The sequence below is a fragment of the Pseudomonas sp. DR 5-09 genome, assembly GCF_001655595.1.
GTDB lineage: Bacteria > Pseudomonadota > Gammaproteobacteria > Pseudomonadales > Pseudomonadaceae > Aquipseudomonas > Aquipseudomonas pharyngis.
In genome coordinates this window covers 4281484-4306901 of sequence record NZ_CP011566.1, presented here as the reverse complement: position 1 = coordinate 4306901, position 25418 = coordinate 4281484, and the positions used below count along the sequence as shown (strand labels likewise).

Sequence of the window (25418 nt, the reverse complement as noted above, 5' to 3'; positions counted from 1 at the left end):
GCTCATGAACGTAACGATTTTGCACGGCTACAGTGCCTCCAACTCCGGCGATGGTCTGCTGGTCGATCTGGCCATTGCGCTGGTGCAGCGCAACTTTGGCGAAGACACCGCGATCAGTGTGGTGGCTTCCGATCCGGACTCTTTCAAGTACCTGCCGCACCCGCGCTTCGATGCGCCAGTCATGGCGGCCAAGGGCTTGGGCCGGGTCAAGCAGGCGGTGTTCCTCAATCAGTCCTACGCGGGGCTGGCGGATCTGTTGAAGAAAACCGATCTGATCGTCGGCGTCGGCGGCGGCTACATGCGTTCGAAGAGCGCCTTCGAGCACATCAAGCTGAAACTCGGCCACGCCAAGCAGCTGGAAACCGCGATCCTCAGCAAAGTGCCGTCGGTGTACCTGCCGCAAAGCATCGGGCCGTTCCACGGCGACAGCGACAAGATCGTCGGCCACTACGCCAGCGCCGACGCGGTGTTCGTGCGCGATAACCGGTCCTCGGCGCTGTTCGATGCTTGTGAAAATGTCTACCGCGCGCCGGACCTCGCGGTGCAGGCCCTGGCCGGCAAGATCCTCCAGCAACCCAAGTTCACCCGCTGCGCTTCGACGCCGGCCACGGTGTGCGTGGTGCTGCGTAAACCGCCGGCATGGAGCAAGGAAAAGAAGCTCGCCTACGTGGCCAACCTGAAGGTGCTGCTGCAGCGCTTGAAGAACAAAAGCAAAGTGGTCTGCGCCGTACAGAGCGCCGTGCGTGGTAACGATGACGGCGCGTTCTATCGCGAACTGGGCATCACCGAAGACCTGTTGCCGCTGAAGGCAACGCTGGCCAAATACCAACCGGACCTGGTGATTTCCGTGCGCCTGCACGGCGCGATCGAATCACTGCTCTCGGGTGTGCCGGCGTACCACATCAGCTACGAACGCAAAGGCTTCGGCGCCTATCAGGACATGGGCGTCGAGGACTGGGTCATCAACGGCGGCGATATCAATGTCGACACCATCATCGACACGGTTTACGCGCCTGACGCGCTGTCGAATTTCGGCAAACGCCTGACCGACACCTGCCGCGAGATCGAGGCGAAAACCGTGGCCATGGACGACATCATCAAGGGCGTCATTCGATGATATTCCGGCTGTTGCTGCGTGGCGGGGCACTGGGCGCGAAGTTCCTGCTGGTGCTCGCCATCACCCATTACCTCGGTTACGAGGCGCTGGGTTTTTACGGCGTGGTGGTCGCGGCGTCGTTGATCGCGTCGAAGTTCTACAGCGTCGGTTTCAGTTCCGAGATCAACCGGCTGATCAGCGTGGGCGGCAGTTCGCGCCGGGTCGTGGACAAGGTGCTGCTGCTGTACCTGGCCGTAGGGCTGGCGTTGTCGGTGCTGACGGTGGTGATTTATTCGCTGTTCCAGTCGGTGGAAGCGACGGCTGCGCTGATCGCCTGCGTGACGCTGGTACTGCTCACCGAACACCTGTCGTTCGAGATCAACTCGTTCGTGTTTTCCGCGCAGAAAGCCACGGCGGGTGCGTTGCTGTTCTTCATCAAGACCGGGCTCTGGGCGCTGCTGGCCGTGGGCGGCATGGCGCTCGGCTGGGTGTCCGCAATCGCCAGCGTGCTGTGGCTGTGGGTCATCGCCAACGTGCTGGTGATCGTCGCCGGTTACCTGATCGTGGTGAATGTTCATCGCGGGCGGGAAGAGGGAACGCTGGCCACCGCCGCCGTGTGGAAAGCCGGGTTGCCGTTTTACCTCGGCACGGGTCTGATCGCCCTGAGTCAGTACGCCGAGCGCTTTCTGATCATCGACCTCGAACCCTACGCCAGCCTCGGTAAATACGTGTACGCGTGGTCGGCGGCCAACACCTTGCAGGCGTTGTCTTACGCGGTGGTGGCGGTGGTCGGCATTCCGCTGCTCGCCAAGCGTTATCAGGCCGATCAGCAACCGTTCACGGTCCGGCAGTTGTTCGTGAACAAATGGGTCGCGCGTTCGCTGGTGGTGTCGGCGGCGGTCGCGGTGGGCATTTATCTGTTCTTCAACGTGGTGCTCGATTACGTCGCCACCAGCGTTCCGCGTCCGGACAACGGCATTCTCGGCGTGCTGATTTTCTCCTTCGCCCTGCGCGCCATTGGCGACATCGTCTGGGGCGGCTTGATCGCGTCGAAAAACAGTCGGGTGTCCCTTGCCAGTGCGGCCATTTGCCTGTTGGTTTCAGTGCCGGTCAGTTACCTGCTGATCAAGCATTATTCGATCTACGGCGCGGCCTGGGGCAACGTCTTCGCGATCACCGTGCAGCTCGGCGTGATTGCGCTGCTGACTCGCGCCACGCGCGCGAAAAAGGCTGTCGTGTCATGGGCCTGAAACTGCCGTGCATCGAGTTTCGTGGTCGCCGTCTCGACTCCTCGCTGTCGTTCCTGATCCTGTTCACCGGGCTGTTTCTGTCGGTGGCGATGCCGCTCTTGGTGCCGCGCGATCCGGGCCCGGACGCGATGACCCTGTGGTCGTCCTATGCCCGGGCCGACAACTGTAATTTCTGGAACCCGTTCTCGCCGGATCGCTCGTCCTACGAATGTTCGGCGTTCCTGCTGCGGCCCACCGGGATCAACCTGACCAACGCCTGGGCCTACGGGATGTTCTGCAACTTTTTCCTCACGGCCATTCCCGTGGTGGTGTTCCGGCGCATGCCGCTGACCATCTTCGGAACCCTGTGCCTGTGGGGCATCGTGCGTTCGTTTTTCCTGGAAAACCTGACCAAGGAAATCATCGTGTCGGTGGCGGTGCTGAGCATTCTGTTCAGCTCGCTGACGCGCAAATATCGCGGCGGATTTTTCCTTTCGGCGGTGATCTACGGCGTGCTGATCCGGCCCTACTGGATTTTGTTTTCGCTGTCCTGGGTCGGCGTCTGCGTGATGAAGAAATACGTCTCGCGCACCACCTTCTTCCTGATGCTGTTCCTGTTCTATCTCGCGGTTGCAATGGCGATCCAATTGGCGCTGGGCTTTCCGGTGTCGTCGATTCGCGCCAGCAACAACGAACTGCGCACGGCGGGCGAGGAGGGTTCCAAATCGCTGATCGTCTCGTGGCTCAGCGGCAGCGACTTCGTCTCGCAGGCCCTGGATTCGATGATCATTTTCTTCCGCTTGTCGTTCCCCGTTGAGCTGATCCTGCTGTCGGGGCCGGGCCAGGTGATCTTCGTGGCGTTGATGATCATGACCGCGCTGCTGCTGTTCAAAGTCATTACCTCGACCGATTACAAGGGCGCACCGATCCAGACCAAACCCAAGGAACTGATCGCGATTCCGCTGGCGTTTCTGCTGGTTCAGGGCTTGTTCGAACCGGACTTCGGTTCGTTCGCCCGGCACTTTTCGATGGTGGTGCCGGTGCTGTTCGTGGGCCTGGGGTTGATGCTGCGGGCGAACAAACCGGCGAAGGTTGAATCAAGAATTCTGAATTGAGGCGGGTGCTTTATGTCGAGCAAGAAAAAGTCCCTGGAGATCGAAACCCTGCGCGGCCTGGCGTGCCTGTTGCTGGTGCTCTATCACGTGATCGGGCCGTTGGGCGGTGGTTTGAAAATCGACATCGGCTCGCCGTTCCGGGTGATCGCCGATTCGATGGTGTACGTGCGCATGCCGCTGTTCACCTTCATCTCCGGCTACATCTATTCCCTCTACAAGATTCGCGGCAATGACTTTTCCGCGTTCTTCAGCGGCAAGGTGCGGCGCCTGATCGTGCCGCTGTTTTGCGTGGGGGTGCCGTTCTCGGTATTGCAGGCGGTGGGGCCGGGCGTGAACAAGGACGTCAGCGTGATGGATGCGCTGTTGTCGTTCTACGTGCCGATCAACCACTTCTGGTTTCTGCAGGCGGTGTTCATCATTTTCATGTTCGTCGGCCTGCTGGAGTGGCGCGGTTTGTTGCGTACACCGACGCGCCTGTACCTGTTGTTTGCCTTCGCGGCGGCGGTGTTCCTGTTGCCGCCGTTTCCCGTGGACGTGTTCGGCATCAACGGGGCGATTTATCTGCTGCCGTTCTTCGTGGCGGGCATGATCGGCCAGGAGAAAGTCAGCGAGCTGAAGCAGACGTTCAAGGTGATCGGCCCGCTGGTATTTGTGCTGATCTCGCTGACGCTGCTGTACGTGGCGGCGGTGGATCGCGAGCTGATTGTCGACCGCCGCAGCCTGATCGGCCTGACCGTGGGCTGCGTATCCTGCATCGCGTTACTGTCGAGTGACATGCGCTCGAAGACGCTGACCTGGCTTGGCGGTTACTCCTACGCGATTTTCCTCTTTCACGTATTGTTCGCCGCTACGTCGCGTTCGATCCTCGGCCGCCTGGGTGTGAAAGACGAAAGCGTGCTGGTGTTCTGCGGTTTGACGTGTGGTTTGCTCGGGCCGGTGGTGTTGTCGATGATTTTCAGTCGGTTCAACTTCACTTCCGTGCTGTTTCTCGGCGAACGTGCGGCGACGAAAAAGAAACCGGCGGCGACCATCGCACCGGTGGCGCAGACCCGATGAAGGAAGCGATTCATGCTGGCTGTTGATGATGTGCCGCCGGTGGCGGCGTCGGTGGTGCAGGTCGGCGACGCTCGCGAGCGGTTTGGCCAGTGGCGCGAAGGCAAGGCCGGCAAGGTGTTGTCGATCTCGGTGATCGGCGACAGCTACAGCGCGGGGCAGGATTTCTACCTGAACAAACTGGTGCAGCGCGTGGCCGGGGAGGTCGGGTTTGCCGGGCCGGGGTATGTCGGGTTCAACCACGGCGCAGCCCTCGGCGGCACGCATTTCAAGTACACCCGCAGCAGCGAAAAATACTTCGGCGGCGACTGGCAGGTCTCCGGCCTCGGCCAGGCCAGCCCCGACAGCCGCACGGTGACCGGCCACCCCGGCGCCTGGCTGCAAGTCGAGGCCAGCCCGACGCCTGCCATCAACACCGCAGTCACTCAGGCGAAACTGCTCTACCTCGGCAACGGCGAGTCCAGTGAGTTGCGTTATCGCTGGTCACCCTCCGCCGACTGGCAGCCGTTGAAACTCGCGGGCGAGGGCGTACAGGAAGTCCCGCTACCCGGTACGTCGGCCGCGACCGATTGGGCCTTCAGGCTGGAAGTGGTGAAAGGCGCGCCGACCCTGTTCGGTCTGTGGCTGAGCAACGATCAGAACGGGGTTCGGGTCTCGAAACTGGCGGCGTCCGGCGCGGCGTCCGCTGATTTCTACCACGACGATGCCCGCTGGCAGGCGCAGTGGAAAGCCGTGGTTTCGAAGATTCCCGCAGACATTTACCTGATCATGCTCGGTGGCAACGATCAGGGTTTCGGCGTGAAGCCCGAGCAGTATCTGCATAACGTTCAGGGTCTGGTCGGCATGCTCCGCGAGATTCAACCGGCGGCGAGCATCAACCTGATCCTGCGTCAGGACACCACCCGCTCCAGCGCCTATCCGATGTCGGCTTATGCGCAGGTCATCGAGCCTTGGGCCCGTGAGCAGCGTCTGGGTTATGCCAACCTGCAATGTGCGTTTGGCACCGACGTCAAACGCTACGCGGCGGCCATGATCGGACCGGACAAGATTCATCCGCTGCCGGCCACGGGCGGGCGGGTGATTGCCGATTACTTCTATCGTTGGGTCGTGGGCGGGCAACAAAAAGTCTCGCCACAGGACAACTGTGGCGAGACTTCGAAGTAGCCGTCAGTTGTCGAACAGATCCAGATGGCTCAGCAGCTCTGCGGTTTTCTGCGGCATCAACTGCGTCACGCAGCGGGTTTCCACATTGACGATGATCGCCGGGTCGTTGCAGCAGATCCGCACCCGAAAACGCCAGTCGCTGAAGATCATCTTCAGGCCGTCGCGGTCATCGACCTCCAGCGCCTGCTCGCCGTAAATCCGTTTCAGGTGGGCGAGCAGAGGATAGGGATCGCGCATCGGTCGGCGTATGTCCCCGGACGAGGGAAACACGCCGAGGCGGTCGACCAGCAGCAGGGTGCCCAGCCACGGGCCATTGGCGCTGGGCAATGGCTGATGGCGGGATAACCAGCTCATCACCCCGAGGTTGTCCACCTCACGTTCAATCTCTGCGGAATGTTGTGCAATGTTCATGGTTGCCTCGTTGGATGTGCGTGCTGCGATGAATCAGTGGGGGCCGCTCAGCGACCCTTCAGGTAAACGTTGTCGTAGCAGAAGTTGGTCGCCTGCAGGTAACCCTCGGCGTCGCCGCAGTCGAAGCGCAGACCCTTGAACTTGTAGGCCAGCACGCAACCGTTCTGCGCCTGTTTCATCAGGGCGTCGGTGATCTGGATTTCGCCGCCCTTGCCCGGCTCGGTGTCGGCGATCAGGTCGAAGATGTCCGGCGTGAGGATGTAGCGGCCGATGATCGCCAGGTTCGACGGTGCGTCTTGCGGGGCCGGTTTTTCCACCATGTGGTTGACCCGGTAGATGCCCTCGGAAATCGCTTCGCCGGCGATCACGCCGTACTTGTGGGTCTGGTCGCGCGGGACTTCCTGGATGGCGACGATCGAGCAGCGGAATTTCTTGTACAGCTCGATCATCTGCGTCAGTACGCCGTCGCCTTCGAGGTTCAGGCACAGGTCGTCCGCCAGTACCACGGCGAAAGGCTCGTCGCCGATCAACGGGCGGCCGCTGAGAATCGCGTGGCCGAGGCCTTTCATTTCCACCTGACGGGTGTAGGAGAACGTGCAGGTGTCGATCAGCTCGCGAGTGCCGGCCAGGAATTTCTCTTTCTCGGTGCCGCGAATCTGGTGTTCGAGTTCGTAGCTGATGTCGAAGTGGTCTTCCAGTGCGCGCTTGCCCCGGCCGGTGACGATGGCCATGTGTTGCAGGCCGGCGTCCCGTGCTTCTTCAACGGCGTATTCGATCAACGGCTTGTTGACGATCGGCAGCATTTCCTTGGGCATGGCTTTGGTGGCCGGCAAGAAACGCGTGCCATAACCGGCAGCGGGGAACAAACATTTACGGATCATAAAAGTTTCCTGGTCATTCATGGCGCACTGCCATCGTTTATTGCAATAACGAAGGTTGCAAGTTATTGAAGCTGTACTTTAATACCTGACTCGGGAGATGAGTGGCAAATAGCAATGAGTGTAAAACACGACAATGTTATGAGATGTCGGTTTGACAGTTATTGGTTATTTTTAGTCGGCATCCGTTGATAGTGATGAATGCGCGGGAGTGCTAATAAGTACCAGGCAATACAGTTTGGCTTGTAAAAATATTTATAGCCAGTGATTGAACTGTTTTTGTTTCTGGTTGTTGTCGCGCTGTTTGTGTGAATCAAGACACACATTAAACAAGCAGCGCTTGACACGCGAGTTGGCACTTTTCCCACTTATGGACCGCGCTATGAAGATTCTGTTAACGGGTGGCGCCGGCTATATCGGCTCGCACACCACACTTGCACTACTTGAAGCAGGTTATGAAGTTGTAGTTCTGGATAATCTTTGCAACAGCAGCGACGCCGCCTTGCACGCGGTGGAAGCCATTTGCGGCAAAAGTGCGCTGATGATTCGCGGGGATGTCTGTGACCGGGCCCTGCTGGACCGGATTTTCCAGCAGCACGCCATTGATGCCGTACTGCACTTCGCCGGGCTCAAGGCTGTCGGCGAGAGCGTGCGCAAGCCGCTCGAATACTACGAAACCAACGTCAGCGGCAGCATCACGCTGTGCCAGGCGATGGCAGCGGCGGGGGTGTTCCGGCTGGTGTTCAGCTCGTCCGCCACGGTGTACGGCGAGCCGGCGCAGATGCCGATCCGCGAGGATTTCCCGACCGGCACTCCGACCAATCCCTACGGCCAGTCCAAGCTGATCGTCGAGAACGTGCTGCGCGACCTGTGCCAGTCCGAACCGCGCTGGAGCATCGCGCTGCTGCGCTACTTCAACCCGATCGGCGCGCATCACAGCGGCCAGATGGGCGAAGACCCCAACGGCATTCCCAACAATCTGGTGCCTTACATCAGCCAGGTGGCGGTTGGCAGCCTCAAGGAATTGTCGATCTTCGGCGACGATTACCCGACGGTCGACGGCACCGGCGTGCGTGATTACATCCACGTCGTCGATCTGGCGGACGGGCACTTGAAAGCCCTGCAAACCATCGCCGACCGTACCGGCATTCATACCTGGAACCTCGGCACCGGCGACGGCTACAGCGTGTTGCAGGTGCTGCGGGCCTTCGAGCAGGCCTGCGGGCAGCCGGTGCCTTACCGGGTAATGCCACGGCGTTCCGGGGACATTGCCGAGAGCTGGGCCGACGCCTCCAAGGCCGCCAAGGAACTCGGCTGGAAAGCCACACGCAACTTGCAGGACATGGTCACCGACACCTGGCGCTGGCAATCGAATCATCCCCGGGGTTATCAGGGATGATGGCGTTTTAGTGCAATGTTAGTTTCAGTCAGGTTGTTAGATATCGTCGGGAAATTAGACTGGCAATGCCTTTTGCAAGTCCGTAGATATAAACCTGCCGTTCGACTTTTATCAGTTGCGTAAGACTGTGAAAGAACAACGGATCTTGTTCGCGCTTTTTGCGACTTGAACTCTACCACCTCTAACCAACACCCGATGTTCAGGTGCGATGTTAGAAAGGAGTTGATATGAAGAAAGTGATGGCGATCGCCCTGTTGACGATGTTGAGCAACTGGGCCTCCGCAGCTGAAGCGCCGCTTACAGCAGTGACCAATGTATCTGGCAGTGTCGCGGCTTCTACAGCGCCTGCTGCCAGTACTGCCATGGTCGCCAGTGCTGTAGCGGCGTCCAACAGTGGTGGAAGTGCCAACGGCGGTACAACGGGTACCACCGGTACCACGGGTACAACCGGCACGCACAACTAACTGAAGTATCTGTTGGTGCAGTACAGGGTCGCCCGACGAAAGTCGGGTGACTTTGTTTTTGGATTCGCCCTTGAATAGCGTAGTGCCATTATGACCCGTCGTTTTTCTCTTTTATTGTTGGCAAGTATCGCTTTGCAAGGTTGCATGTTCTCCCCCGGCCAGTACCTGAGCACCAGTAGCATCACGCGCCAGGGCGCCAGCGAAAGCAGCCGGGTCGAGCTCATTCCGATCACCCCCAAGCTCATCGCCATGAACCGCGCCACGTACAAACGTGAGTCGGTGCCGGCGGAGTTGTTGGCGACCCCGGCCGAATACCGCATCGGCAGCAACGATGTGCTGTACATCACGGTCTGGGATCACCCCGAGCTGACCGCCCCTTCGGGTGCGCAACAGCAGATCGACGCCAACGGCCGTCTGGTGCGCTCCGACGGCACCTTGTATTACCCGTACATCAAGGAAGTCCAGGCCGCCGGCAAAACCATCCAGCAACTGCGTTCGGACATCGAGCAACGTCTCTCGGCGTTCATTGCCGAGCCGCAAGTGGATGTCGCGGTGCTGCGTTTCGCCAGCCAGAAAGTCGTGGTCTCGGGCGCTGTCACCAAGGCCGGCCCCCAGGCGATTTCGACCAACCCGCTGAGCGTGGTCGAGGCCCTCGGTTCGGCCGGTGTCGATACCAACAATGCCGACTTGTCGGGGCTGATGCTGACGCGCAACGGGCGGGTTTATCCGCTCAATCTCGACGCGCTGAATCAGCAGGATTCCGAATTGCAGAACGTCTACCTCAAGGGAGGCGATCAGCTGTATCTGCCGTACAACGACAACAAGCGCATCTACGTGATGGGCGAGGTCAACCAGCCCCGTGCGCTGAGCTTCAAGACCGCCACCATGAACCTGTCCGACGTGCTCGGCTCGGTCGGCGGCCTGAGCCAGACCACCTCCAACGGCAACGCTGTGTACGTGATTCGCGGGGTGGAAAACCTCGACGTGGAGCCGGCGAAAATCTATCAGCTGGAAGCCGAATCGCCGACCGCCATGGCGCTCGCCTCGCACTTCGAAGTGCGGCCTCAGGACGTGGTCTACGTCGGGCCTGCCAACGTGACTCGCTGGAATCGCCTGATCAGCCAGTTGGTGCCGTCGGCATCGATTGTCGGGACCGGGGCTTCCGCTGCGAAGAACTGGAGCGAATACAGTAACAACAGCAAATAAGGCCGCCGACTGTGAAAACGTTGAAAGTGGGCGTGTGCCTGATGGCGGCCGTGTTGTTGAGTGGCTGCAATCCGTTGATGAGCGCTTCGTTGAACAACCTCAAGTCCGCCGTCATCGGGCCGGATGAACTGGACGTGTCGGCGGAGCAGGTCGCGGGGGTCAAGTATCCCCAACTCAAACTGACCACGCCGTCCGGTTCCGGGGTGCTGGCGCTGGTGCGCGAGCGCGAGGACCTACAGTTCTGGGTCGCCTCCGGCAAGCAGGTGCTGCTGATGCGCGACGGCCTGGCCATGCGCACTGTCGGCCTGGGTGTGGAGGGTGATCTGGACGGCACGCGTCTGTCCGATGACTCGCCGTTCAAACAGGGCCTGCATCGCATCACCGACGGCTACACCAGCCGCCGCTGGATCGACCTCTACAAGGGCCAGGAAGTCGGGATCATCGTCAACAGCCGCTTCTCCCGAAAATCCCTGGAAACCCTCGACATTCTCGACAAGGAATACTCCGTGCTGCGCGTCGATGAGCAGATTGACGCGCCGGCCATCGGCCTGCGCGCGACCAACCGTTACTGGGTCGATCCGGTGGACGGTTTCATTGTGCAGAGTGAACAGCAACTGACCTCGCAGTTGCGGGTCAGGATCGTGCAGCTGACCCCTGACCGCAGGCATGTCCCGTGAAGCGGCTAAGAGCGCTCTCGGCGTGCCTGATGTTGCTTGCCGGTGCCAGCGAGGCCGCGGTCATCGTCAGCGGTGATGTCGCCAATCCGGGCCCGATCGAATTGCCGGCGGGCGGACGTTTGCGCGATGTGATCGGCGAGGCTGTACCGAATGCCGAAGGTTATTGGCTGGCGGGCGTTCTGTTGCGTCAGTCGCTGCTGGAGGAACAGACGCGGCTCAAGGTCGGCGTGCTGTTCGATCTGGATGTGCTGCAGCGCATGGCCATGCTGTTCGACAAGCCGAGTCGTGCGGCGCTGGCACAGCGCCTGGCCGAGCAGGTCCGGCAGATGCCGGTGACCGGGCGGCAGATCGCCGATCTCGATCCGGTGGCGGTGGAAGTCGGTTTCGCCCGCAACATCCGCCTCGACGATGGCGATCAGTTGATCTACCCGAAACGGGTCGACGAAGTCGAAGTGCTGGGCGCCGTCGCCGAGCCGTGCCGTTTGCCTTATCAGCCGTTGCAGGAGGCCCGCGAATACCTGCAGGGCTGCACGTTGCTGACGGCGGACGCCGATGCCGATTATCTGTGGCTGATCCAGCCCAACGGCGAATCGCGGCGGGTCGGCATCGCCCACTGGAACCGCGAGAGCGGGCAGATGCCCGTGGCCGGCAGCAAGATTCTGGTGCCGGTGAAAAACGATGATCTGGATCCGCCTGTCCCTGAACTGAATCAGCAGTTGGCCGAATTGATTGCCACGCAGTTGGCTGAGGTGGTTCGTTGAATTTGCGTTTTGCAGCTGTGTTGTTATTGCCATGTGGCCTGGTGCATGCCGAGCCACGGATTACCCAGAATGACTTCGGCGGCGTCGGTCTGTTGCAGACCCCGACCGCGCGCATGTCGCCCGCCGGTGAGTTGAGCGTCAACGCCAACCGTACCGAGCCGTACAGCCGATACAGCGTTTCGTTGCAGCCGCTCGACTGGCTGGAAGGTTCGTTTCGCTACACCGCCATCACCAACCGTCCGTACGGTTCCGAAGCGCTGAGCGGCAGCCAGAGCTATAAGGACAAGGCGGTCGACGCCAAGGTCCGGCTGTGGCAGGAAAGCCACTGGGCGCCGGAAGTGGCGCTGGGCTTTCGAGACATCGGTGGTACCGGTTTGTTTGCCAGTGAATTCTTCGTCGCAAACAAGCGCTACGACAATTTCGATTTCAGTGCCGGCATCGCCTGGGGTTACATCGGTAATCGCGGCGATGTCGACAACCCGTTGGGTTCGATCAGTGACCGCTTCAACACCCGCCCGGATCTGGAAGGCACCGGTGACGTCAACGCCGGCTCGTACTTTCGCGGCAAGCCATCGTTTTTCGGCGGTGTGAGTTACCAGACGCCCTGGGACCGCCTCAGCCTGAAACTCGAATACGAAGGCAACGACTACAAGCACGAGCCCAAGGACAACATCATCAAGCAGGACTCGCCGATCAACCTTGGCGCGGTGTTCAAGGTGACCGATTCCGTCGATCTGAGCGCGGCCTGGGAGCGCGGCAACACGGCGATGTTCGGCATCACGTTCCACACCAATTTCGTCAGTCGCAAGGCCCCGGCCAAGACCTTCGACCCACCGGCCGAACCGCTGCCGGCGAAGGCGCCGAGCACGACGATGGAGGAGGTCAACTGGGCCGACGTATCCCGCCGCTTGCAGCAGAACGCCGGCTACAAGGTCGAGCGCATCACCCAGCGCGATTCCGAACTGATCGTGTACGGCGAGCAGCAGCGCTATTTCCATTCGCCCAAGGCTGTCGGCCGCGCGAGCCGGATCCTCGACAACAGCGTCAACGACGACATCGACTGGTTTACCGTGGTCAACAAGCGCTACGACCTGCCGCTGGAAGAAACCAGCGTGCCCCGGCAGACCTTCCGCGAAGTGATCAACAACGAAGAGCCGCTGGAATCGCTGCACCGCACCACCGAGATCAACCCGGCGATGCCGCGCAACGAGAAAACCCTCTACACCGAAGCTCCGCAGCACTTCAATTACGGCGTCGGCCTGGGCTTCAAACAGAACGTCGGCGGCCCCGATGGTTTGCTCTATCAGTTCACGGCGGATCTGGATGCCGAGTACCGCTTCAACCGCAACACCTGGTGGAACGGTCTGCTCAGTCAGAACCTGATCAACAACTTCGACAAATTCACCTACGACGCACCGAGCGGCCTGCCGCGTGTGCGCACCGACTTGCGTCAGTACCTGACCACGTCGGACACCACCATGCCGCTGTTCCAGGTCAGCCACGCCGAGCAACTGGACAAGGATTTGTACGGCATGGTCTACGGCGGTTATCTGGAGTCGATGTTCGCCGGGGTCGGGGGCGAGGTGCTGTTTCGTCCGACCGGCAAGCGCTGGTCGATCGGTGCGGACCTGAACTACGTGCGTCAGCGTGAGTTCGACCAGGGTTTCGGCCTGCAGGATTACTCGGTCTGGACCGGCCACATCACCGGCTACACCGACCTGCCGTTCGACACGCTGGCCGCGGTCAGTGTCGGGCGTTACCTGGCGGGCGACTTTGGCGGCACGGTGGATATCTCCCGCGAGTTCTTCAACGGCGTGCGCTTTGGCGCCTGGGCGACCATCACCACCGCCGGCAGCGCCGAGTATGGCGAGGGTAGTTTCGACAAGGGGCTGTACCTGTCGATCCCGTTCGACGAAATGATGAGCATGTCGACCATGCGCCGCGCCAACCTGGTGTGGGCACCGCTGACCCGTGACGGTGGCGCGCGGCTCAATCGCAGCTTCCAGCTGCATTCGATGACGGACAGTCGGGAAGGGGACATGTTCTATCGGAACTTCGGGAAGATTACCGAGTAGGTTCGGGGGAGCGGGGAGTTAAAGCGGGAGCCTGATGGCTCCCGTTTTGGTTTGTGGTGAAGGGGGATCTTGATGCAGCCGTGATTGCTGGGGGAGTCGGTGTGTTCCAGGTTCATACCTGATGGTGAATGATCCGGCGCCTTCGCGGGCAAGCCCGCTCCCACAGGTTAGTGGGTGAGGTCGCAATCTTCAGCATTTCCCTAATCCCTGTGGGAGCGGGCTTGCCCGCGAAAGCGTCTGCTCAGCCGACATCAAAACATCTGACACACCTTGTCCGCAGAGCCCCGGCCAACCCCAAATCCCGCCCACAAAAAAGGGGACTTTCGTCCCCTTGCGGTGTTGCCTTCTCAAGCGCTGCGTCTCAGTAAATATCCTTCGACAACAGGGTGAACGGCGTCTTCACCAGAATTTTCAGATCCAGCCACAGCGACCAGTTGTTGATGTACTTCAGGTCGATCTCAACACGCTTTTCCATCTTGTCGAGGGTGTCTGTCTCACCCCGGCAACCGCTGATCTGCGCCAGGCCAGTGATACCCGGTTTGATTCGGTGGCGGGCCATGTAGGCGAGGATCTTGCCAGAGTAGTAGTTGTTGTGCGCCACGGCGTGCGGACGTGGGCCGACCAGTGCCATGTGCCCTTGCAGCACGTTGAACAGTTGCGGCAGCTCATCCAGCGAAGTGCGACGGATGAAGCGACCGACCGCGGTAATGCGCGAATCGTTGCGGCTGGCCTGCTTGACGTCACGGTCATCGTGAACGCGCATCGAGCGGAATTTCCAGACCTTGATCACCTTGCCGTTCCAGCCGTGGCGATCTTGCTTGAAGAACACCGGGCCCGGCGAGTTGAGCTTCACCGCCAGGGCCACGGCCAGCAGCACCGGGCTCAACAGGATGATGGCCAGCAGGGCGACGGCTTTCTCCACCAGGCTCTTGCTTAGCGCAGCGGTCGGGCGGCTGGTCAGCGGACTTTCGTTGAGGTAGATCGCCGGCAGGCCGTCCACGACTTTCACCGAGTGGTTGAGCAGCGTCAGGCTGTTCAGATCCGGCACCCAGACCACGTCAACGTTGGCATCCAGCAAGTCCACATACATCGCCTCGATCTTGGCGGCTTCCGACAGCGGCAGCGTGATGTACAGGCGGCGGATGTCGTGGTTCTGGATCAGCTCGAGCAGTTCGTCCTGAGCGCCGACAACGCGCGGGGCGTCCGCTTCCAGCGACGGGGTATCGCCGTTGCTGACGAGGCCGACCAGCGGCAGGTTTTCATGCTGGCTCAGCTTCTTCGCCAGACCCAACGCCAGTTCGCCAGTGCCGACGATCAGGGTCTTGTGTTCGCTTTTGCGCGACCGCTGGTAGAACTTCGAGAACGCATGCAGCGGTGCGTACAACAGCGCCTGACCGAGGAAACCGTACACCGCCCATTCAAGAATGACCTGGCGGGAGAACAGCGCATCGGCCTTGCAGATGAAGGCGATGAACGCCAGCCCGGCCATGGTCATGAACCAGCCCATGAACAGTCGACCCAGCCCGGTCAGGTAATTGTCTCGCTTTCGATACGCGCCGCTGAAGGTATAAGCCGGCACCGAGGCCAGTACGGCCAGGATCGTGCACATCCGATAGTAGAACTCGACGGTGCCCGTGTGCTGTTCGGCCAGTATGAACAACAGGGAAACAATGAAACTCTGTGCCAGCGCCCATTGGCCCCAAAAGGTCAGTCCCTTGAGGCCGGTGTTTCGATTGATACGAAGAGAAAGATCCATACGATATCCCCAAAAGACGTCCATTCAGGTTTCGACAGTAGAAAACCGAGTTGTTAAGCAGACTTGTTATTGTTGTTTGAGCCAGTGTCCTGAGGTAACAACGCCGGAATGCGGAACTGTCGTCAGTCAATAGACTAAGTTATTGCTGGGGATGCTGTCTGACGAGTTCTAACAAGATGGCACAGTGCCAACTTGTTTAAATTTCCAATATGCAAACGTTAGAAAAGGTCGAAAGGCAGGGGGTGAATAATCAATATTGTGTTTGCTATCGTAGGTGGGGTCAGGAGGCGGGTATAACCAGGGAGGGGTGAAACCAAACAGAGTGCTTTTTTATTTTTGTAATCGCACTTGTATCTGTTTGTCTTGTAGTGGGGGATGTTGTTTAGGCAACAACTTCCTGGATCAGGCAATAACCGCGATTGCGCACGGCACGAAACAATCGTTCACCGTTGCTGGCGTTCTTGAATTTGTCTTGAAGACGGCTCAGGCACATTTCCAGTCCCCGGTATTGCTCCGGCTCGCGGCCGATGCTGAGAATCAGATCGTCGCGACTGACAACGCGATCTTCATGGTGCAGCATCTTGCGGACCAGTGCGGTTTCAAGCCCGGTGAGACTGATTTCGACGCCTTCTTTCGTCAATGCACCCTGATCATTGTCCAGATGCCAGGCTTGGGTGCAGGGCGCGTCGGATTCGATCGTTCGGGAAGTATCAGCGGGGTTTTCGGACATGGCCGTGGAATTGTGGAATGAATGCGCCGATTGTGCTGCCAGCCATTCCGATTCGAGGGTGGCCAATATGCGCTGGGTATCATGTTCGATGCTACGTGCGACATGCTTCCTTGTGCCGCGTGGGTAAGTGAACTCCATCAGCATCGGAGTGGAAGAGGGCGAAGCAACACCTTCAATAAACATTTGTGCCTGAGACGTGCCAAACGAATTGAAACGCTCACTGGAGAGAATGCTCTCGAGTTCGCGTTGCGACGCTGAGCTGTTAGTCACGACAACAAAGTATTTTCTTGGGAGGGTCGTGCTGGTTTCCATGTCTCTCTCCTAAAGTACACACCAAATTTGGCGAAAAAATAATGGCAGGCGAGCAATGTTTTCCTCGGAATTAATCGATCAGGCAGGGTCTGGGCCCAAAGATGGCCTCGATAAGTTCCACTCGGTCTGCGTTAGAGTAATGGTTTATTGTTATGTTTAAGTGTTGCAGCGCTCATGCAATTGACAGCTTTTTATTAGATATGTGACGCGGTTAAAACTATGAGAAAGCGGATGTTTGAAGCGTTGCATCAGACGTTCCCTCGTATGCTGCAAAAGAGTGTTTCCCTGAATCAGGGGGTTGAGATCAACCCCCTCATCAGACGATAGCCATACCCGCGAATGCTCTGTATGGCGTTCGTACCGTACACGTCCTTGATTTTCCCACGCAAGCGGCTGATGGATTTTTCCAGCGCCCGAGGGTCGTAGAATTGGGTGTTCAGGCCCATGATGCTGGCGATTTCATCATGGCTGAGAATGTGATTGCCGGTCTGCGCAAAGGCTTGCAGGATCTTCATTTCGGCAAAGGAGATATCGAGTTTCTTGCTGGTGTCCGAGAGGCAGATGCGGGTGGGGTCCAGCACCAGGCTGATATCCCGCTGCCATTCTTCGCTGTCGAAGAACTCACCCAGCAGTTCCGCGCTTTCATCGGACAAGGTATTGAGTTTGATACAGAAGTCGGCACCGGCCAGAAAGTACTTGATCTTGTTGTGGGCGCCGCGACCTGTGATCACTGCACAAATAATCGGCTTCAAGTTGTCGTTGCGCAGGTTTTCCACCAGCGCAAGGTTATCTTCGAGTGCCTGAGGGCTGTCGATGATAATGAAGATCGCCCGATACAGGCCGTGATATTCGTTGTGCTGATATGAACTAATGTAGGCGTCGGCTTCAACAGCCACACCGCTCTGCACATGCTTTGCGATTAGCGCGCTAAAGTGTTCAGCCACGCCACGGGTACGACCCAGGGTGAGAACACCTGGTTCGTCGCTTGTGCGGCGCGGGCTTCTAGTCGCTAAGTTACCTGTGAGCATCATGCATTGACTCGAAAAGGTGCTGACATCGGGATGTTAAAGCACCGGTTCTCATCTGTGACTGACAATTGGTAACATTTGGACGAATTTTAGACGTGGCTCCCGAGTTTTCTAACAATAATTAAGCGATTCAAGCTTTTAGTTGATTTTTTCGGGGCTGTGAACTAACGGAATAGAGGCCGTTAGATGATGGCAATATGGAATGGTGCCACTATTTTGTAATTATCGCGAGCTGTTTTTATGTCCCTTGGCCATCACTCAACTGCATACGTATCAGAGCACTGTGAGGTGGGTCACATTTTATGGGGAGGCCTGTGTTTTGGCTATAACGTCGACAAGTTCACACACGGACGTTTATTAACATGCCTTGAGTGTGGCTTTTGATAAGACATATTCTCCGTCCCCGAGTCGGGCAATGGGTGTTCATCTGCCAATTGTTTTACTTCAGATACTCAATGCCTGAATGCATTTAACAGGGCGCCCGCAAAGAGCGCTCTGACGGAGGATTAATGGATTTACTGACCTTGTTCAAGGTGCTGATTCTTGGGGCGGTAGAAGGCCTGACCGAGTTCCTGCCCATTTCCAGTACGGGCCACCAGATTATTGTTGCCGACTTGCTGGAATTCGGCGGTGAACGCGCCATGGCGTTCAACATCATTATTCAACTGGGCGCCATTCTGGCCGTGGTCTGGGAGTTTCGCCCGAAGATCTTCGAGATCGTCAAAGGCCTGCCGACCCAAAGCAATGCCCAGCGTTTTACCCGCAATCTGCTGATCGCCTTTTTCCCGGCGGTCATTCTCGGCGTGTTATTCGCCGACACGATTCATGAATACCTGTTCAACCCGATCACCGTTGCCGTTGCATTGGTCGTGGGCGGCATCGTGATGTTGTGGGCCGAGCAGCGCGATCATGTAGTGAGTGTCGACCATGTGGACGACATGAAGTGGGCCGACGCGCTGAAGATCGGTTGCGTACAGTGCCTGGCGATGATTCCAGGCACGTCGCGCTCCGGGTCCACCATCATCGGCGGTCTGCTGTTCGGCCTGTCACGCAAAGCCGCCACGGAGTTCTCGTTCTTCCTGGCGATGCCGACCATGGTCGGTGCCGCGGTGTATTCCGGCTACAAGTACCGCGAACTGTTCCAGAGCAGCGACCTGCCGGTCTTCGCCCTGGGCTTCGTCGTAGCGTTCATCTTCGCGATGATCGCCGTGCGCGGCCTGCTGAAGTTCATTGCGAACCACAGCTACGCCACTTTCGCCTGGTATCGGATCGGCTTCGGCTTGCTGATCCTTGCCACCTGGCAGTTCGGCTGGGTTAACTGGACGGCTGCGGCGGCAAGCTGATTACTGGCTGCTGAGCTGCGCAGCGACGGCGAGGTCATTCAATTCAGAGTCGGGCGAATCCTGACGAAACCGCTGCAACGCCGAGGTGAAATACGCGGCTTGCAGCATGCCGTCACTGGCGAGGAAATAACGTGCCGCTTCAATTTCCTCTACCGAATACACACGTTTTTTCAGTCCGGAAATGTCCGACATCCCGTCGACTGTGGCCATCGTCGTCGTGAAAACCAGAAAACCAGACATTTGGGTAGATTGAAAAGGGCCATCTTCCCCATTACCGCACCCCTTCAAAAAATCACAGGATGCGTAGGCGCTTGCATAGAGAGTCGAGAGTAAAGCGAGGAGGGTGAAACGCTTGAATAAAACACAGCTGAACGCGGGCATAACCAAAAGACATCCTGTCAGTACAACAAAACTCCGGGCAACGCTCATTCGTTGCCCACACGCTCAACGCGTCGATCAACGCCCGGCCAGCAACTCCGCCGCCTGATCCAGCAACGCCAGCGGATCCTTGGCTTTGTGGATATCCACCGACAACAACTGACGAAACTTGCGCGCCCCCGGGAAACCGGTGCCCAGGCCCAGCACATGCCGGGTGATGTGATGCATCGCGCCGCCGGCCAGCAAATGCTCGGCTATATAAGGCCGCAACTGCGCCAGCGCCTCGGCCCGGCTGATCACCGGCGCGGTACTGCCGAACAACTGCTGATCCACCTCGGCCAGCAGATAAGGATTGTGATACGCCTCGCGCCCCAGCATCACCCCGTCAAAGGTCTGCAAATGCTCATGGCAGGCCTCCATTGTCTTGATCCCGCCGTTCAGAATGAACTCCAGCTCCGGAAAATCCGCCTTCAACCGCGCCGCCACGTCATAACGCAACGGCGGAATGTCCCGGTTCTCCTTCGGCGACAACCCCTCCAGAATCGCGATCCGCGCATGCACCGTAAAACTGGTGCACCCGGCATCCCGCACCGTGCCGACGAAATCGCACAGCTCCTCATAACTGTCCCGCCCATTGATCCCGATCCGATGCTTCACCGTCACCGGAATCGACACCGCATCACGCATCGCCTTCACACAATCCGCCACCAACTGCGGATGCCCCATCAGGCACGCCCCGATCATATTGTTCTGCACTCGATCACTCGGGCAGCCAACGTTCAGATTCACCTCGTCGTAACCATGCTCCTGCGCCATGCGGGCGCAGGCAGCCAGGTCCAGCGGAACACTACCGCCCAACTGCAACGCCAGAGGGTGCTCGGCTTCGTTGTGACGGAGGAAACGCTCGTGATCGCCGTTGAGCAGCGCGCCGGTGGTGACCATCTCGGTGTAGAGCAGGGCGTTTTTCGACAGGATGCGTAGGAAGTACCGGCAGTGACGGTCAGTCCAATCCATCATCGGCGCGACGGAGAAACGGCGGGAGAGTGGGGCGGGTGTAGCGGAGATTGGGGGCATTGGGGGTACGGAATCGGTGTGGCTGGGAGGTGGGGGAGTTTATCAGGAATGACCGGTCGGGCTCAGTGATATCCGGCGGAAATACAACCTCATCAAGTGTGGGATTAAGCAAGACAGCCATGAAATGGACTGATAGCATCGGGCTATCAATAAGAGTGAGGAAGGGATCCCATGCTGAAAAAACTCGCATCATCTGTTCTCGTCGCCGGCACCCTGCTTGCCTCCGCCCAAGGGGCTTTCGCCGAAGAAAAGCTGTTCAAGAACTACGTCTACCAAACCCCACTCGCAAAATTCACCGAAGCCGCCGGTTACTACGATTGCTCCGAGGACGTCGGCGGAACCGCGAGGTGCATCGACGATGTGGATTTCCTGGAAGAGAAATTCACCGTCGCGCTGATCTTCTCCGGTGACAAGCTGATGATGGTGTCACTCATCAGCCCGTTCGATCAGAACCTGTACGTCAAAGCCATCGCGGGGCTTTCCAAATCATTCACGCTGGTTTCCATGAGCGATGAGAAATCCATCCTGGATATGTTTGATACCGCGAGAAAATCGAGAAGCACTGAAGAGCTGACGACGAAGATTTCCAATTTTGAACAGGTTGGTCTGGCGTCTGGGAATCTGACTTACACGTTTCTTGAAGGGTTGAACGCTAAAGGGCAGACCAATGCTGTTAGTGCGTTGGCTGCTGCGCCGGAGAATATTCGGTCTGCGGAATTGGTGATGGCGGGGCAAGGTGCGGATTCGGGGATGATTATTCGGTTTACGTTTCCGCGGTTAGAGGCGAATAAGATTTTGGCTGAGGCTAAGAAGCCGGTTGAGTCGTTTTAGTAAGCTGGATGAGTGCTTCGTAGCATGCGCAAGTGATAAGAGGGGGCAGTCGGCTTTTAGAAATGAACTGGGATATTCCAAAGATTTCCAGTTCTTCGGGCCACGCGATCGGCGAATTGTGGAGATGGATGGCGATGGCAACCAGAACGGATATGAAGAAATGGGTTGTTGCGGCACTGAAGTCCTTAGGTGGAACAGCTTGGCCTAAGGATGTGGCGAAGTATATTTGGGATAATTATGAAGTTGAGATAAGGCGTTCAGGCTCTCTGCTTTACACTTGGCAGTACGATGCACGGTGGGCTGCCACTACCTTGAGGAAGGCTGGAATTTTAAAGGCTGTGCATGGTAGGACAGATCTGCCATGGGAACTGGCCTAGTTTTAATAGTTGTAAATTATTAGTGGCGTAAGGGACTTATATGATTCCAATTTACGAGCAGGGAAGTGGTCAGGGAATAGGTCATGGCCGTGAGCAGTTCATAAAACGTTTTGACGAAATATGCGCTGAGCATCTCGAAAAAAAGAGGGCTCGTTCTTTCGCTTTTGTGTTCTATGATTTCAATAACAAAGCGTTAAGGAAAATACTGAGAGATCAAGGGGTTTTTGCTGCGTTAGATAGAATTTCAGGGAAGCAGTTAAGCCTTTTTTACCTCCATGGTGGTGGTCGTGGTGAAGTAGAAAGTTTCAATCAGAACTTTCTCAGTGTGCTGGGTGTTGAGGGTAAAGCAGATCTTCCTTGCGTTGTGTTTTTCAAAGTAGACGCTGGAAATGTTGCTGAGGTAAACGTTGCTCAGCTCGATAGTGCTGATCTTGTCCATGGGTTTAGAGAGCTTGCTGGGGTTGTGGAGGAGTATTTGTCCTCCAGCAAAAGCGGTAGTGGGGGCCGCTACATCGCGATAAAGTGGCTAAAAGTGGGAGGGAAGTTTGTCACTGCCGGGGCCTTCAGTGCACTCCTCAAGAAGGCAATTGAATATTTGCTCTGATGGGGTTCTTGAATTCTTCAATGTCGAAGGAAAGGATCCTTTCTGCATATTACCCCAGCCAAAACTATCATGGTTGTTGCGGGGTTGTTCTAATGGAAACGTAATGGCTTAATATTTCTGATTTAAAAAATGAGAAGGGGCTTGATTTATTTTTTGTCTTTTGGCTTTAAATAAATCTGCCCCTTTTTTCTGCTTCAGTATCGCTCGCTGTTTTTTACTAAGTCATAAAAACAGACAAGTTTGAAAAAGCCGCTGTGCTTGGAAGAAGTGTCAATATGCTTTTTTAGGATTTCGCACAAGTCCTCAAGCCCATCTTTTATAAGGGCTGGCGCCATGTAAGGTACCATTCTCACGAAAAGCTCAAACCCCTGTCGTTGATACAGTTCATTGATGCCGATAACGACTTCCGGGACAGTTTTTGATCTCCTCAATTCGCCGTCGTTTGTTTCGTCAAATAAATTGCCGTCAAATCGAGATCTTGCGCCAGGGCAAAGTGGAGGCGAAACCGGGTTCAGGCTCCCATCTGATAGAAGGTATCCTGCTTTCTTCAAGTAGTGAAAGATTGGAAGCTTTTGGTTGCCTTTGGCTAATTTGGGGAATACCGTAGCCACGACATCAGATGCATCATACTTTTCAGTCTCAAAAATAATATCTCGAACAAGATCGGATCGCTCAAGCCCAATTAAACCTTGTTTTGAAATGGCTTCGCCTTTCTTTAATGTAGAAATGGCTCCATAGCCCACGACAAATTCAGTTAACGAGTCGCTTTTTTCTAGGTCGCTTTCATTTCTAACATAGAGTTGTCCCTTAGGGTCGTCGGTAATGACGAGTTCATAAAGTTGGTCTTTTATTTTTCTGAATATATGAGCTGGGATCCTTTTCTTTGTTTCAGCAAGGACTTCGAATAGGTCAATGAAGTTGCTGGCTCTTACAAGCTTAACTGGTATTCGTTTGTGAATAACTGAATCAGTAATTGAAGGTGCTTCGAGGTTGTTATGCCATTCTACAAAAACGAGTTTGTCACGAAGGAAATCTAGACTCTTCTCCGGGAAACAACCAATAATATCTTCTAAGATTTCTGCGATATGCGGGTCGGCAAGTGAGTAACCCAAAAAAATTACTGGGCGCTCAATGAAAATTGTCAGAAGTTTTGAGGAAAGGTATGGGTTCTTTCTTCTGTATTCGGTGTAGTCTCCTTCAGTAAGAATCAAAGAGTTCGGCTGAGTCGAACACCCGTGAATTTTATAAATTTCAGCTATGCCATGACTTCTTCCGGCTATGAGGCCGTCTTGGCCTATAAATGTAGTGAAGTTGGGAAATGTATCTTCGAGAAGACAGTCCCAATTCGTTGTAATGATTCCATCGATGTTGGCTTTTTTTAGTAGATTTAATTCTTCAGCAGTTTCGGTTTTTACGTTTGTATGAGCTTTTTGTAGGTATCGAGAGATTTCAATTTTCAGAATTGAACTGTCGTTGAGGAAGTGTTCAGAAAACTGTTCTGATACTTCTTTTGAGTCTGGTCGCTCCCACCACCGCTCTTCGTAGCTTTTTGCCAATAAGTGGGCGTACTTTGTAAGATCTCCCCCAGAACTTGTTCTCAGTCTGAGCGGGTTTTCACCTATTTCATTACAAAACTTTAGAAGCAGTTGCTCCCAGTTTTCCGTGCCAAGGTAACGTCTAGACATACCTGACCCAATGAATAGCATAGGAGATGCTTCAAATTTTTTGAAATGCTCCTTAAGGGACGCTTTGAATTCCATGCGCTTTTCCTTAGCTGGTATTTAGGTGTTTCATTTAGTATTGGAGGTTTTCTTGCTCTGAATATCACCAGCTTAAAAAAATAGTGTCAACAGAAAAGTGAAAAAAACACTTGTCTCCCTCTCCCGACGAGCTTCGCATCCTTTTCTGGTGCAAAGGGCGGTGGCATTGCGGATCAAGACGTCGCCAAAGCCAGCGGGGATCTGAGGAGCATTGAGGCTTCACCGCAAAAGAAAGGCGACCAAAGAAAGGTGACGGATTCATTCGTTATTTTGTAGAGTTAAATAAATCTGTCCCCATTGTTAGTCCGTAGATGAGGCTCATGGCGCCCATAGTCCATCGAGGCTGGCGTATGCGTATGAAAGTCGAGTTTCCACCATCTTTTTCCTATCTGAACCATCAACCTTCATCCTTATGCACACCAAATGGGTACTGCCTCCTAGGTTCAGGTTGGAGCCATGAGAGCTGTGATCTTAACCGTTATGGCTAAAACCTACTATCAGCCTAATGGATGCTCTTTAGGGACTGCTTACGAGCTGACAATGGGCCCTTTTTTACCTGGACTGAAGTCAATATGGGGCGAACGCGGCTGGAGGCAAGGCGGATTGACCACGACTGAGCTCATCAGCCCTTGGTTCGCACCGGGATGGCTAGCCCTCATGGCTGTAGTCACTTGCGGGATAGCTTGTGGTGAGCGTGATTTCGTCGGTCCCACACCCTTTATCTAAAAGATGTGGGAAACTTTCCGGGGGGGGAAGTTGATGAAGCTAGTCTAATGAAACGGTTTTGCCTGATTGTGGTGTTTCTTTAAGGAAGCTATGTTTAATTGGAAAGTGTTTATTAATTTTGATGTAGGTATAGCTATCAAATCGCTCTAAGCTTTCATGAATCTCAAATTCTTTGGTAGATACATTTAACTCTGTGGCGCAAAGTTTTTTCTGGTATGGGTCTGAAGTGATATGAACTGAAACTCCATAATTAATTGGTAGGCTCATATTGTAATCAAAATCACGCTCGCTGGTATACCCTAAGCTCGCGCTCAACTCATTTACGAAACTGTGAAAAAGCTCGAATGACTTGTCGGCATAATCGAATGCGTCACGCTTTAGAGTGAAGGTGAACTTAGATTCAGATTGAATTGCTGGATCATCAGGCAAATATACTTTCAGATCTACGCCTTGACTGGATCTCACAATCCAAGCATCACGTGCTACGAGTCCGTAGTGCTGATCTAGATCTCGATACTGCTTAATTTCGAAGCCGGATTGTTCCCAATACAAAATGATAAGGTCAAGAGTTCTCTTGGGGATTTTGTTCTTCCTTTTCCATTCAGCAATACCATTCATGCTTTGAGGTATTGATAGGCCAAGTTTCTTTCCCAGAATGTTTAATATTGAGTTCTGTGCCAGTCGAATGCTGAGTAAGTATGCAGAATAACTTGCAAACAGGTCAAACATGCTTGGCGAGCGAAAAAGAATTTCAGGTTGAGGCCATCTGTACTTGTCATCAAATAGTGTATATTGATCTAGGCATTCTTTTTTTAGTAAGTGTATGCGCTCTAATGCATACACGATAGAAGACAGTCCGTGCGCCATGTTGATATGGCTAAGGTCAGCCCAATTTTTGTCTGCTTCGTGCCACTCTGCATAGTTTCTAAATAGGCCAGCTCGATTAACTAAATCCAATCTAAAGCTCATGT

At 55.9% G+C, this 25418-nt stretch carries 23 protein-coding genes; 14 read left to right on the top strand and 9 right to left on the bottom strand.

What is annotated here, in order from left to right; all coding sequences use genetic code 11:
* Window positions 1-4: 4 nt before the first annotated feature.
* From PDR5_RS19265 to PDR5_RS19245, 5 genes are read left to right on the top strand one after another with little or no spacing between them, the layout of a single operon-like run.
* On the top strand, window positions 5-1117 hold the full coding sequence (locus PDR5_RS19265; protein WP_039772772.1) for a polysaccharide pyruvyl transferase family protein: 1113 nt from the start codon (window positions 5-7) through the stop codon (window positions 1115-1117).
* Window positions 1114-2346 carry a polysaccharide biosynthesis C-terminal domain-containing protein gene (locus PDR5_RS19260; RefSeq protein WP_064598088.1) on the top strand — a complete coding sequence of 411 codons (1233 nt, stop codon included), beginning with the start codon at window positions 1114-1116 and terminating at the stop codon, window positions 2344-2346. Before PDR5_RS19265 ends, PDR5_RS19260 begins: the two co-directional genes overlap by 4 nt.
* A complete protein-coding gene (locus PDR5_RS19255) occupies window positions 2337-3440 on the top strand; it encodes a hypothetical protein (protein ID WP_039772770.1) in 1104 nt (367 codons plus the stop codon). The genes PDR5_RS19260 and PDR5_RS19255 overlap by 10 nt, the downstream gene beginning before the upstream one ends.
* Before the next feature lie 12 nt (window positions 3441-3452).
* Window positions 3453-4496: an acyltransferase family protein gene (locus PDR5_RS19250; RefSeq protein WP_064598086.1), complete on the top strand. Its 1044-nt coding sequence runs from the start codon at window positions 3453-3455 to the stop codon at window positions 4494-4496.
* A gap of 12 nt (window positions 4497-4508) precedes the next feature.
* The gene (locus tag PDR5_RS19245; protein ID WP_064598084.1) at window positions 4509-5657 is read left to right on the top strand and encodes an SGNH/GDSL hydrolase family protein; all 1149 of its coding nucleotides are present in this window, start codon (window positions 4509-4511) and stop codon (window positions 5655-5657) included.
* Window positions 5658-5660: 3 nt separating this feature from the next.
* Here PDR5_RS19245 and PDR5_RS19240 read toward each other — a convergent pair whose 3' ends face one another.
* Window positions 5661-6068, bottom strand: coding sequence for a mannose-1-phosphate guanylyltransferase (locus tag PDR5_RS19240; RefSeq protein WP_039772767.1), 408 nt, complete (start codon window positions 6066-6068; stop codon window positions 5661-5663).
* Window positions 6069-6115: 47 nt separating this feature from the next.
* On the bottom strand, window positions 6116-6949 hold the full coding sequence (gene galU / locus PDR5_RS19235) for a UTP--glucose-1-phosphate uridylyltransferase GalU (RefSeq protein WP_007951629.1): 834 nt from the start codon (window positions 6947-6949) through the stop codon (window positions 6116-6118).
* 379 nt (window positions 6950-7328) lie between these two features.
* On the opposite strand from galU, the gene galE reads away from it, so the two are divergent.
* The 6 genes from galE to PDR5_RS19205 all read left to right on the top strand — a co-directional run bounded on the left by galE (window position 7329) and on the right by PDR5_RS19205 (window position 13528).
* The gene (gene galE, locus PDR5_RS19230; RefSeq protein ID WP_064598080.1) at window positions 7329-8345 is read left to right on the top strand and encodes a UDP-glucose 4-epimerase GalE; all 1017 of its coding nucleotides are present in this window, start codon (window positions 7329-7331) and stop codon (window positions 8343-8345) included.
* A gap of 227 nt (window positions 8346-8572) precedes the next feature.
* Window positions 8573-8809 (top strand): hypothetical protein, encoded by a 237-nt coding sequence (locus PDR5_RS19225; protein WP_003226528.1) that lies wholly within the window; start codon window positions 8573-8575, stop codon window positions 8807-8809.
* Between the two features lie 90 nt (window positions 8810-8899).
* On the top strand, window positions 8900-10015 hold the full coding sequence (locus PDR5_RS19220; RefSeq protein WP_172829496.1) for a polysaccharide biosynthesis/export family protein: 1116 nt from the start codon (window positions 8900-8902) through the stop codon (window positions 10013-10015).
* 11 nt (window positions 10016-10026) lie between these two features.
* A complete protein-coding gene (locus PDR5_RS19215; RefSeq protein WP_080770671.1) occupies window positions 10027-10692 on the top strand; it encodes a YjbF family lipoprotein in 666 nt (221 codons plus the stop codon).
* Window positions 10689-11453, top strand: coding sequence for a capsule biosynthesis GfcC family protein (locus PDR5_RS19210; protein WP_371855520.1), 765 nt, complete (start codon window positions 10689-10691; stop codon window positions 11451-11453). The genes PDR5_RS19215 and PDR5_RS19210 overlap by 4 nt, the downstream gene beginning before the upstream one ends.
* Complete coding sequence (locus tag PDR5_RS19205) at window positions 11450-13528, top strand: YjbH domain-containing protein (RefSeq protein ID WP_064598071.1); 2079 nt, start codon at window positions 11450-11452, stop codon at window positions 13526-13528. Before PDR5_RS19210 ends, PDR5_RS19205 begins: the two co-directional genes overlap by 4 nt.
* 361 nt (window positions 13529-13889) lie before the next feature.
* Here PDR5_RS19205 and PDR5_RS19200 read toward each other — a convergent pair whose 3' ends face one another.
* The 3 genes from PDR5_RS19200 to PDR5_RS19190 all read right to left on the bottom strand — a co-directional run bounded on the left by PDR5_RS19200 (window position 13890) and on the right by PDR5_RS19190 (window position 17357).
* Window positions 13890-15284 carry an undecaprenyl-phosphate glucose phosphotransferase gene (locus tag PDR5_RS19200; RefSeq protein ID WP_064598067.1) on the bottom strand — a complete coding sequence of 465 codons (1395 nt, stop codon included), beginning with the start codon at window positions 15282-15284 and terminating at the stop codon, window positions 13890-13892.
* A gap of 382 nt (window positions 15285-15666) precedes the next feature.
* On the bottom strand, window positions 15667-16326 hold the full coding sequence (locus tag PDR5_RS19195; RefSeq protein ID WP_039772761.1) for a winged helix-turn-helix domain-containing protein: 660 nt from the start codon (window positions 16324-16326) through the stop codon (window positions 15667-15669).
* 290 nt (window positions 16327-16616) lie between these two features.
* Window positions 16617-17357, bottom strand: coding sequence for a winged helix-turn-helix domain-containing protein (locus PDR5_RS19190; protein WP_039772760.1), 741 nt, complete (start codon window positions 17355-17357; stop codon window positions 16617-16619).
* A 506-nt stretch (window positions 17358-17863) separates the two neighbouring features.
* On the opposite strand from PDR5_RS19190, the gene PDR5_RS19185 reads away from it, so the two are divergent.
* Window positions 17864-18697 carry an undecaprenyl-diphosphate phosphatase gene (locus PDR5_RS19185; protein ID WP_064381048.1) on the top strand — a complete coding sequence of 278 codons (834 nt, stop codon included), beginning with the start codon at window positions 17864-17866 and terminating at the stop codon, window positions 18695-18697.
* Here PDR5_RS19185 and PDR5_RS19180 read toward each other — a convergent pair whose 3' ends face one another.
* Together PDR5_RS19180 and dusA are read right to left on the bottom strand one after the other, a co-directional pair.
* Entirely contained in the window at window positions 18698-19078 is a 381-nt protein-coding gene (locus PDR5_RS19180; RefSeq protein ID WP_064598064.1) for a DUF2388 domain-containing protein, read from the bottom strand.
* Window positions 19079-19153: 75 nt separating this feature from the next.
* Window positions 19154-20149 (bottom strand): tRNA dihydrouridine(20/20a) synthase DusA, encoded by a 996-nt coding sequence (dusA, locus tag PDR5_RS19175; RefSeq protein ID WP_082934430.1) that lies wholly within the window; start codon window positions 20147-20149, stop codon window positions 19154-19156.
* A gap of 171 nt (window positions 20150-20320) precedes the next feature.
* On the opposite strand from dusA, the gene PDR5_RS19170 reads away from it, so the two are divergent.
* Window positions 20321-20980 carry a hypothetical protein gene (locus tag PDR5_RS19170; protein WP_082934429.1) on the top strand — a complete coding sequence of 220 codons (660 nt, stop codon included), beginning with the start codon at window positions 20321-20323 and terminating at the stop codon, window positions 20978-20980.
* Window positions 20981-21397: 417 nt separating this feature from the next.
* A complete protein-coding gene (locus PDR5_RS19165; protein WP_064598060.1) occupies window positions 21398-21961 on the top strand; it encodes a hypothetical protein in 564 nt (187 codons plus the stop codon).
* Between the two features lie 194 nt (window positions 21962-22155).
* Here the strand turns inward: PDR5_RS19165 and PDR5_RS19160 are convergent, their stop codons facing one another.
* Together PDR5_RS19160 and PDR5_RS19155 are read right to left on the bottom strand one after the other, a co-directional pair.
* Complete coding sequence (locus tag PDR5_RS19160; RefSeq protein WP_064598055.1) at window positions 22156-23721, bottom strand: SIR2 family protein; 1566 nt, start codon at window positions 23719-23721, stop codon at window positions 22156-22158.
* 765 nt (window positions 23722-24486) lie between these two features.
* Window positions 24487-25416: a hypothetical protein gene (locus PDR5_RS19155; RefSeq protein WP_064598053.1), complete on the bottom strand. Its 930-nt coding sequence runs from the start codon at window positions 25414-25416 to the stop codon at window positions 24487-24489.
* Window positions 25417-25418: the final 2 nt, after the last annotated feature.

Bases quoted from the DNA above. Each gene is read 5' to 3' on its own strand.
- PDR5_RS19265 (WP_039772772.1), top strand. From the start codon at position 5: ATGAACGTAACGATTTTGCACGGCTACAGTGCCTCCAACTCCGGCGAT.
- PDR5_RS19260 (WP_064598088.1), top strand. From the start codon at position 1,114: ATGATATTCCGGCTGTTGCTGCGTGGCGGGGCACTGGGCGCGAAGTTC.
- PDR5_RS19255 (WP_039772770.1), top strand. From the start codon at position 2,337: ATGGGCCTGAAACTGCCGTGCATCGAGTTTCGTGGTCGCCGTCTCGAC.
- PDR5_RS19250 (WP_064598086.1), top strand. From the start codon at position 3,453: ATGTCGAGCAAGAAAAAGTCCCTGGAGATCGAAACCCTGCGCGGCCTG.
- PDR5_RS19245 (WP_064598084.1), top strand. From the start codon at position 4,509: ATGCTGGCTGTTGATGATGTGCCGCCGGTGGCGGCGTCGGTGGTGCAG.
- PDR5_RS19240 (WP_039772767.1), bottom strand. From the start codon at position 6,068: ATGAACATTGCACAACATTCCGCAGAGATTGAACGTGAGGTGGACAAC.
- galU (WP_007951629.1), bottom strand. From the start codon at position 6,949: ATGATCCGTAAATGTTTGTTCCCCGCTGCCGGTTATGGCACGCGTTTC.
- galE (WP_064598080.1), top strand. From the start codon at position 7,329: ATGAAGATTCTGTTAACGGGTGGCGCCGGCTATATCGGCTCGCACACC.
- PDR5_RS19225 (WP_003226528.1), top strand. From the start codon at position 8,573: ATGAAGAAAGTGATGGCGATCGCCCTGTTGACGATGTTGAGCAACTGG.
- PDR5_RS19220 (WP_172829496.1), top strand. From the start codon at position 8,900: ATGACCCGTCGTTTTTCTCTTTTATTGTTGGCAAGTATCGCTTTGCAA.
- PDR5_RS19200 (WP_064598067.1), bottom strand. From the start codon at position 15,284: ATGGATCTTTCTCTTCGTATCAATCGAAACACCGGCCTCAAGGGACTG.
- PDR5_RS19195 (WP_039772761.1), bottom strand. From the start codon at position 16,326: ATGGAAACCAGCACGACCCTCCCAAGAAAATACTTTGTTGTCGTGACT.
- PDR5_RS19190 (WP_039772760.1), bottom strand. From the start codon at position 17,357: ATGATGCTCACAGGTAACTTAGCGACTAGAAGCCCGCGCCGCACAAGC.
- PDR5_RS19185 (WP_064381048.1), top strand. From the start codon at position 17,864: ATGGATTTACTGACCTTGTTCAAGGTGCTGATTCTTGGGGCGGTAGAA.
- PDR5_RS19180 (WP_064598064.1), bottom strand. From the start codon at position 19,078: ATGCCCGCGTTCAGCTGTGTTTTATTCAAGCGTTTCACCCTCCTCGCT.
- dusA (WP_082934430.1), bottom strand. From the start codon at position 20,149: ATGCCCCCAATCTCCGCTACACCCGCCCCACTCTCCCGCCGTTTCTCC.
- PDR5_RS19170 (WP_082934429.1), top strand. From the start codon at position 20,321: ATGCTGAAAAAACTCGCATCATCTGTTCTCGTCGCCGGCACCCTGCTT.
- PDR5_RS19165 (WP_064598060.1), top strand. From the start codon at position 21,398: ATGATTCCAATTTACGAGCAGGGAAGTGGTCAGGGAATAGGTCATGGC.
- PDR5_RS19160 (WP_064598055.1), bottom strand. From the start codon at position 23,721: ATGGAATTCAAAGCGTCCCTTAAGGAGCATTTCAAAAAATTTGAAGCA.
- PDR5_RS19155 (WP_064598053.1), bottom strand. From the start codon at position 25,416: ATGAGCTTTAGATTGGATTTAGTTAATCGAGCTGGCCTATTTAGAAAC.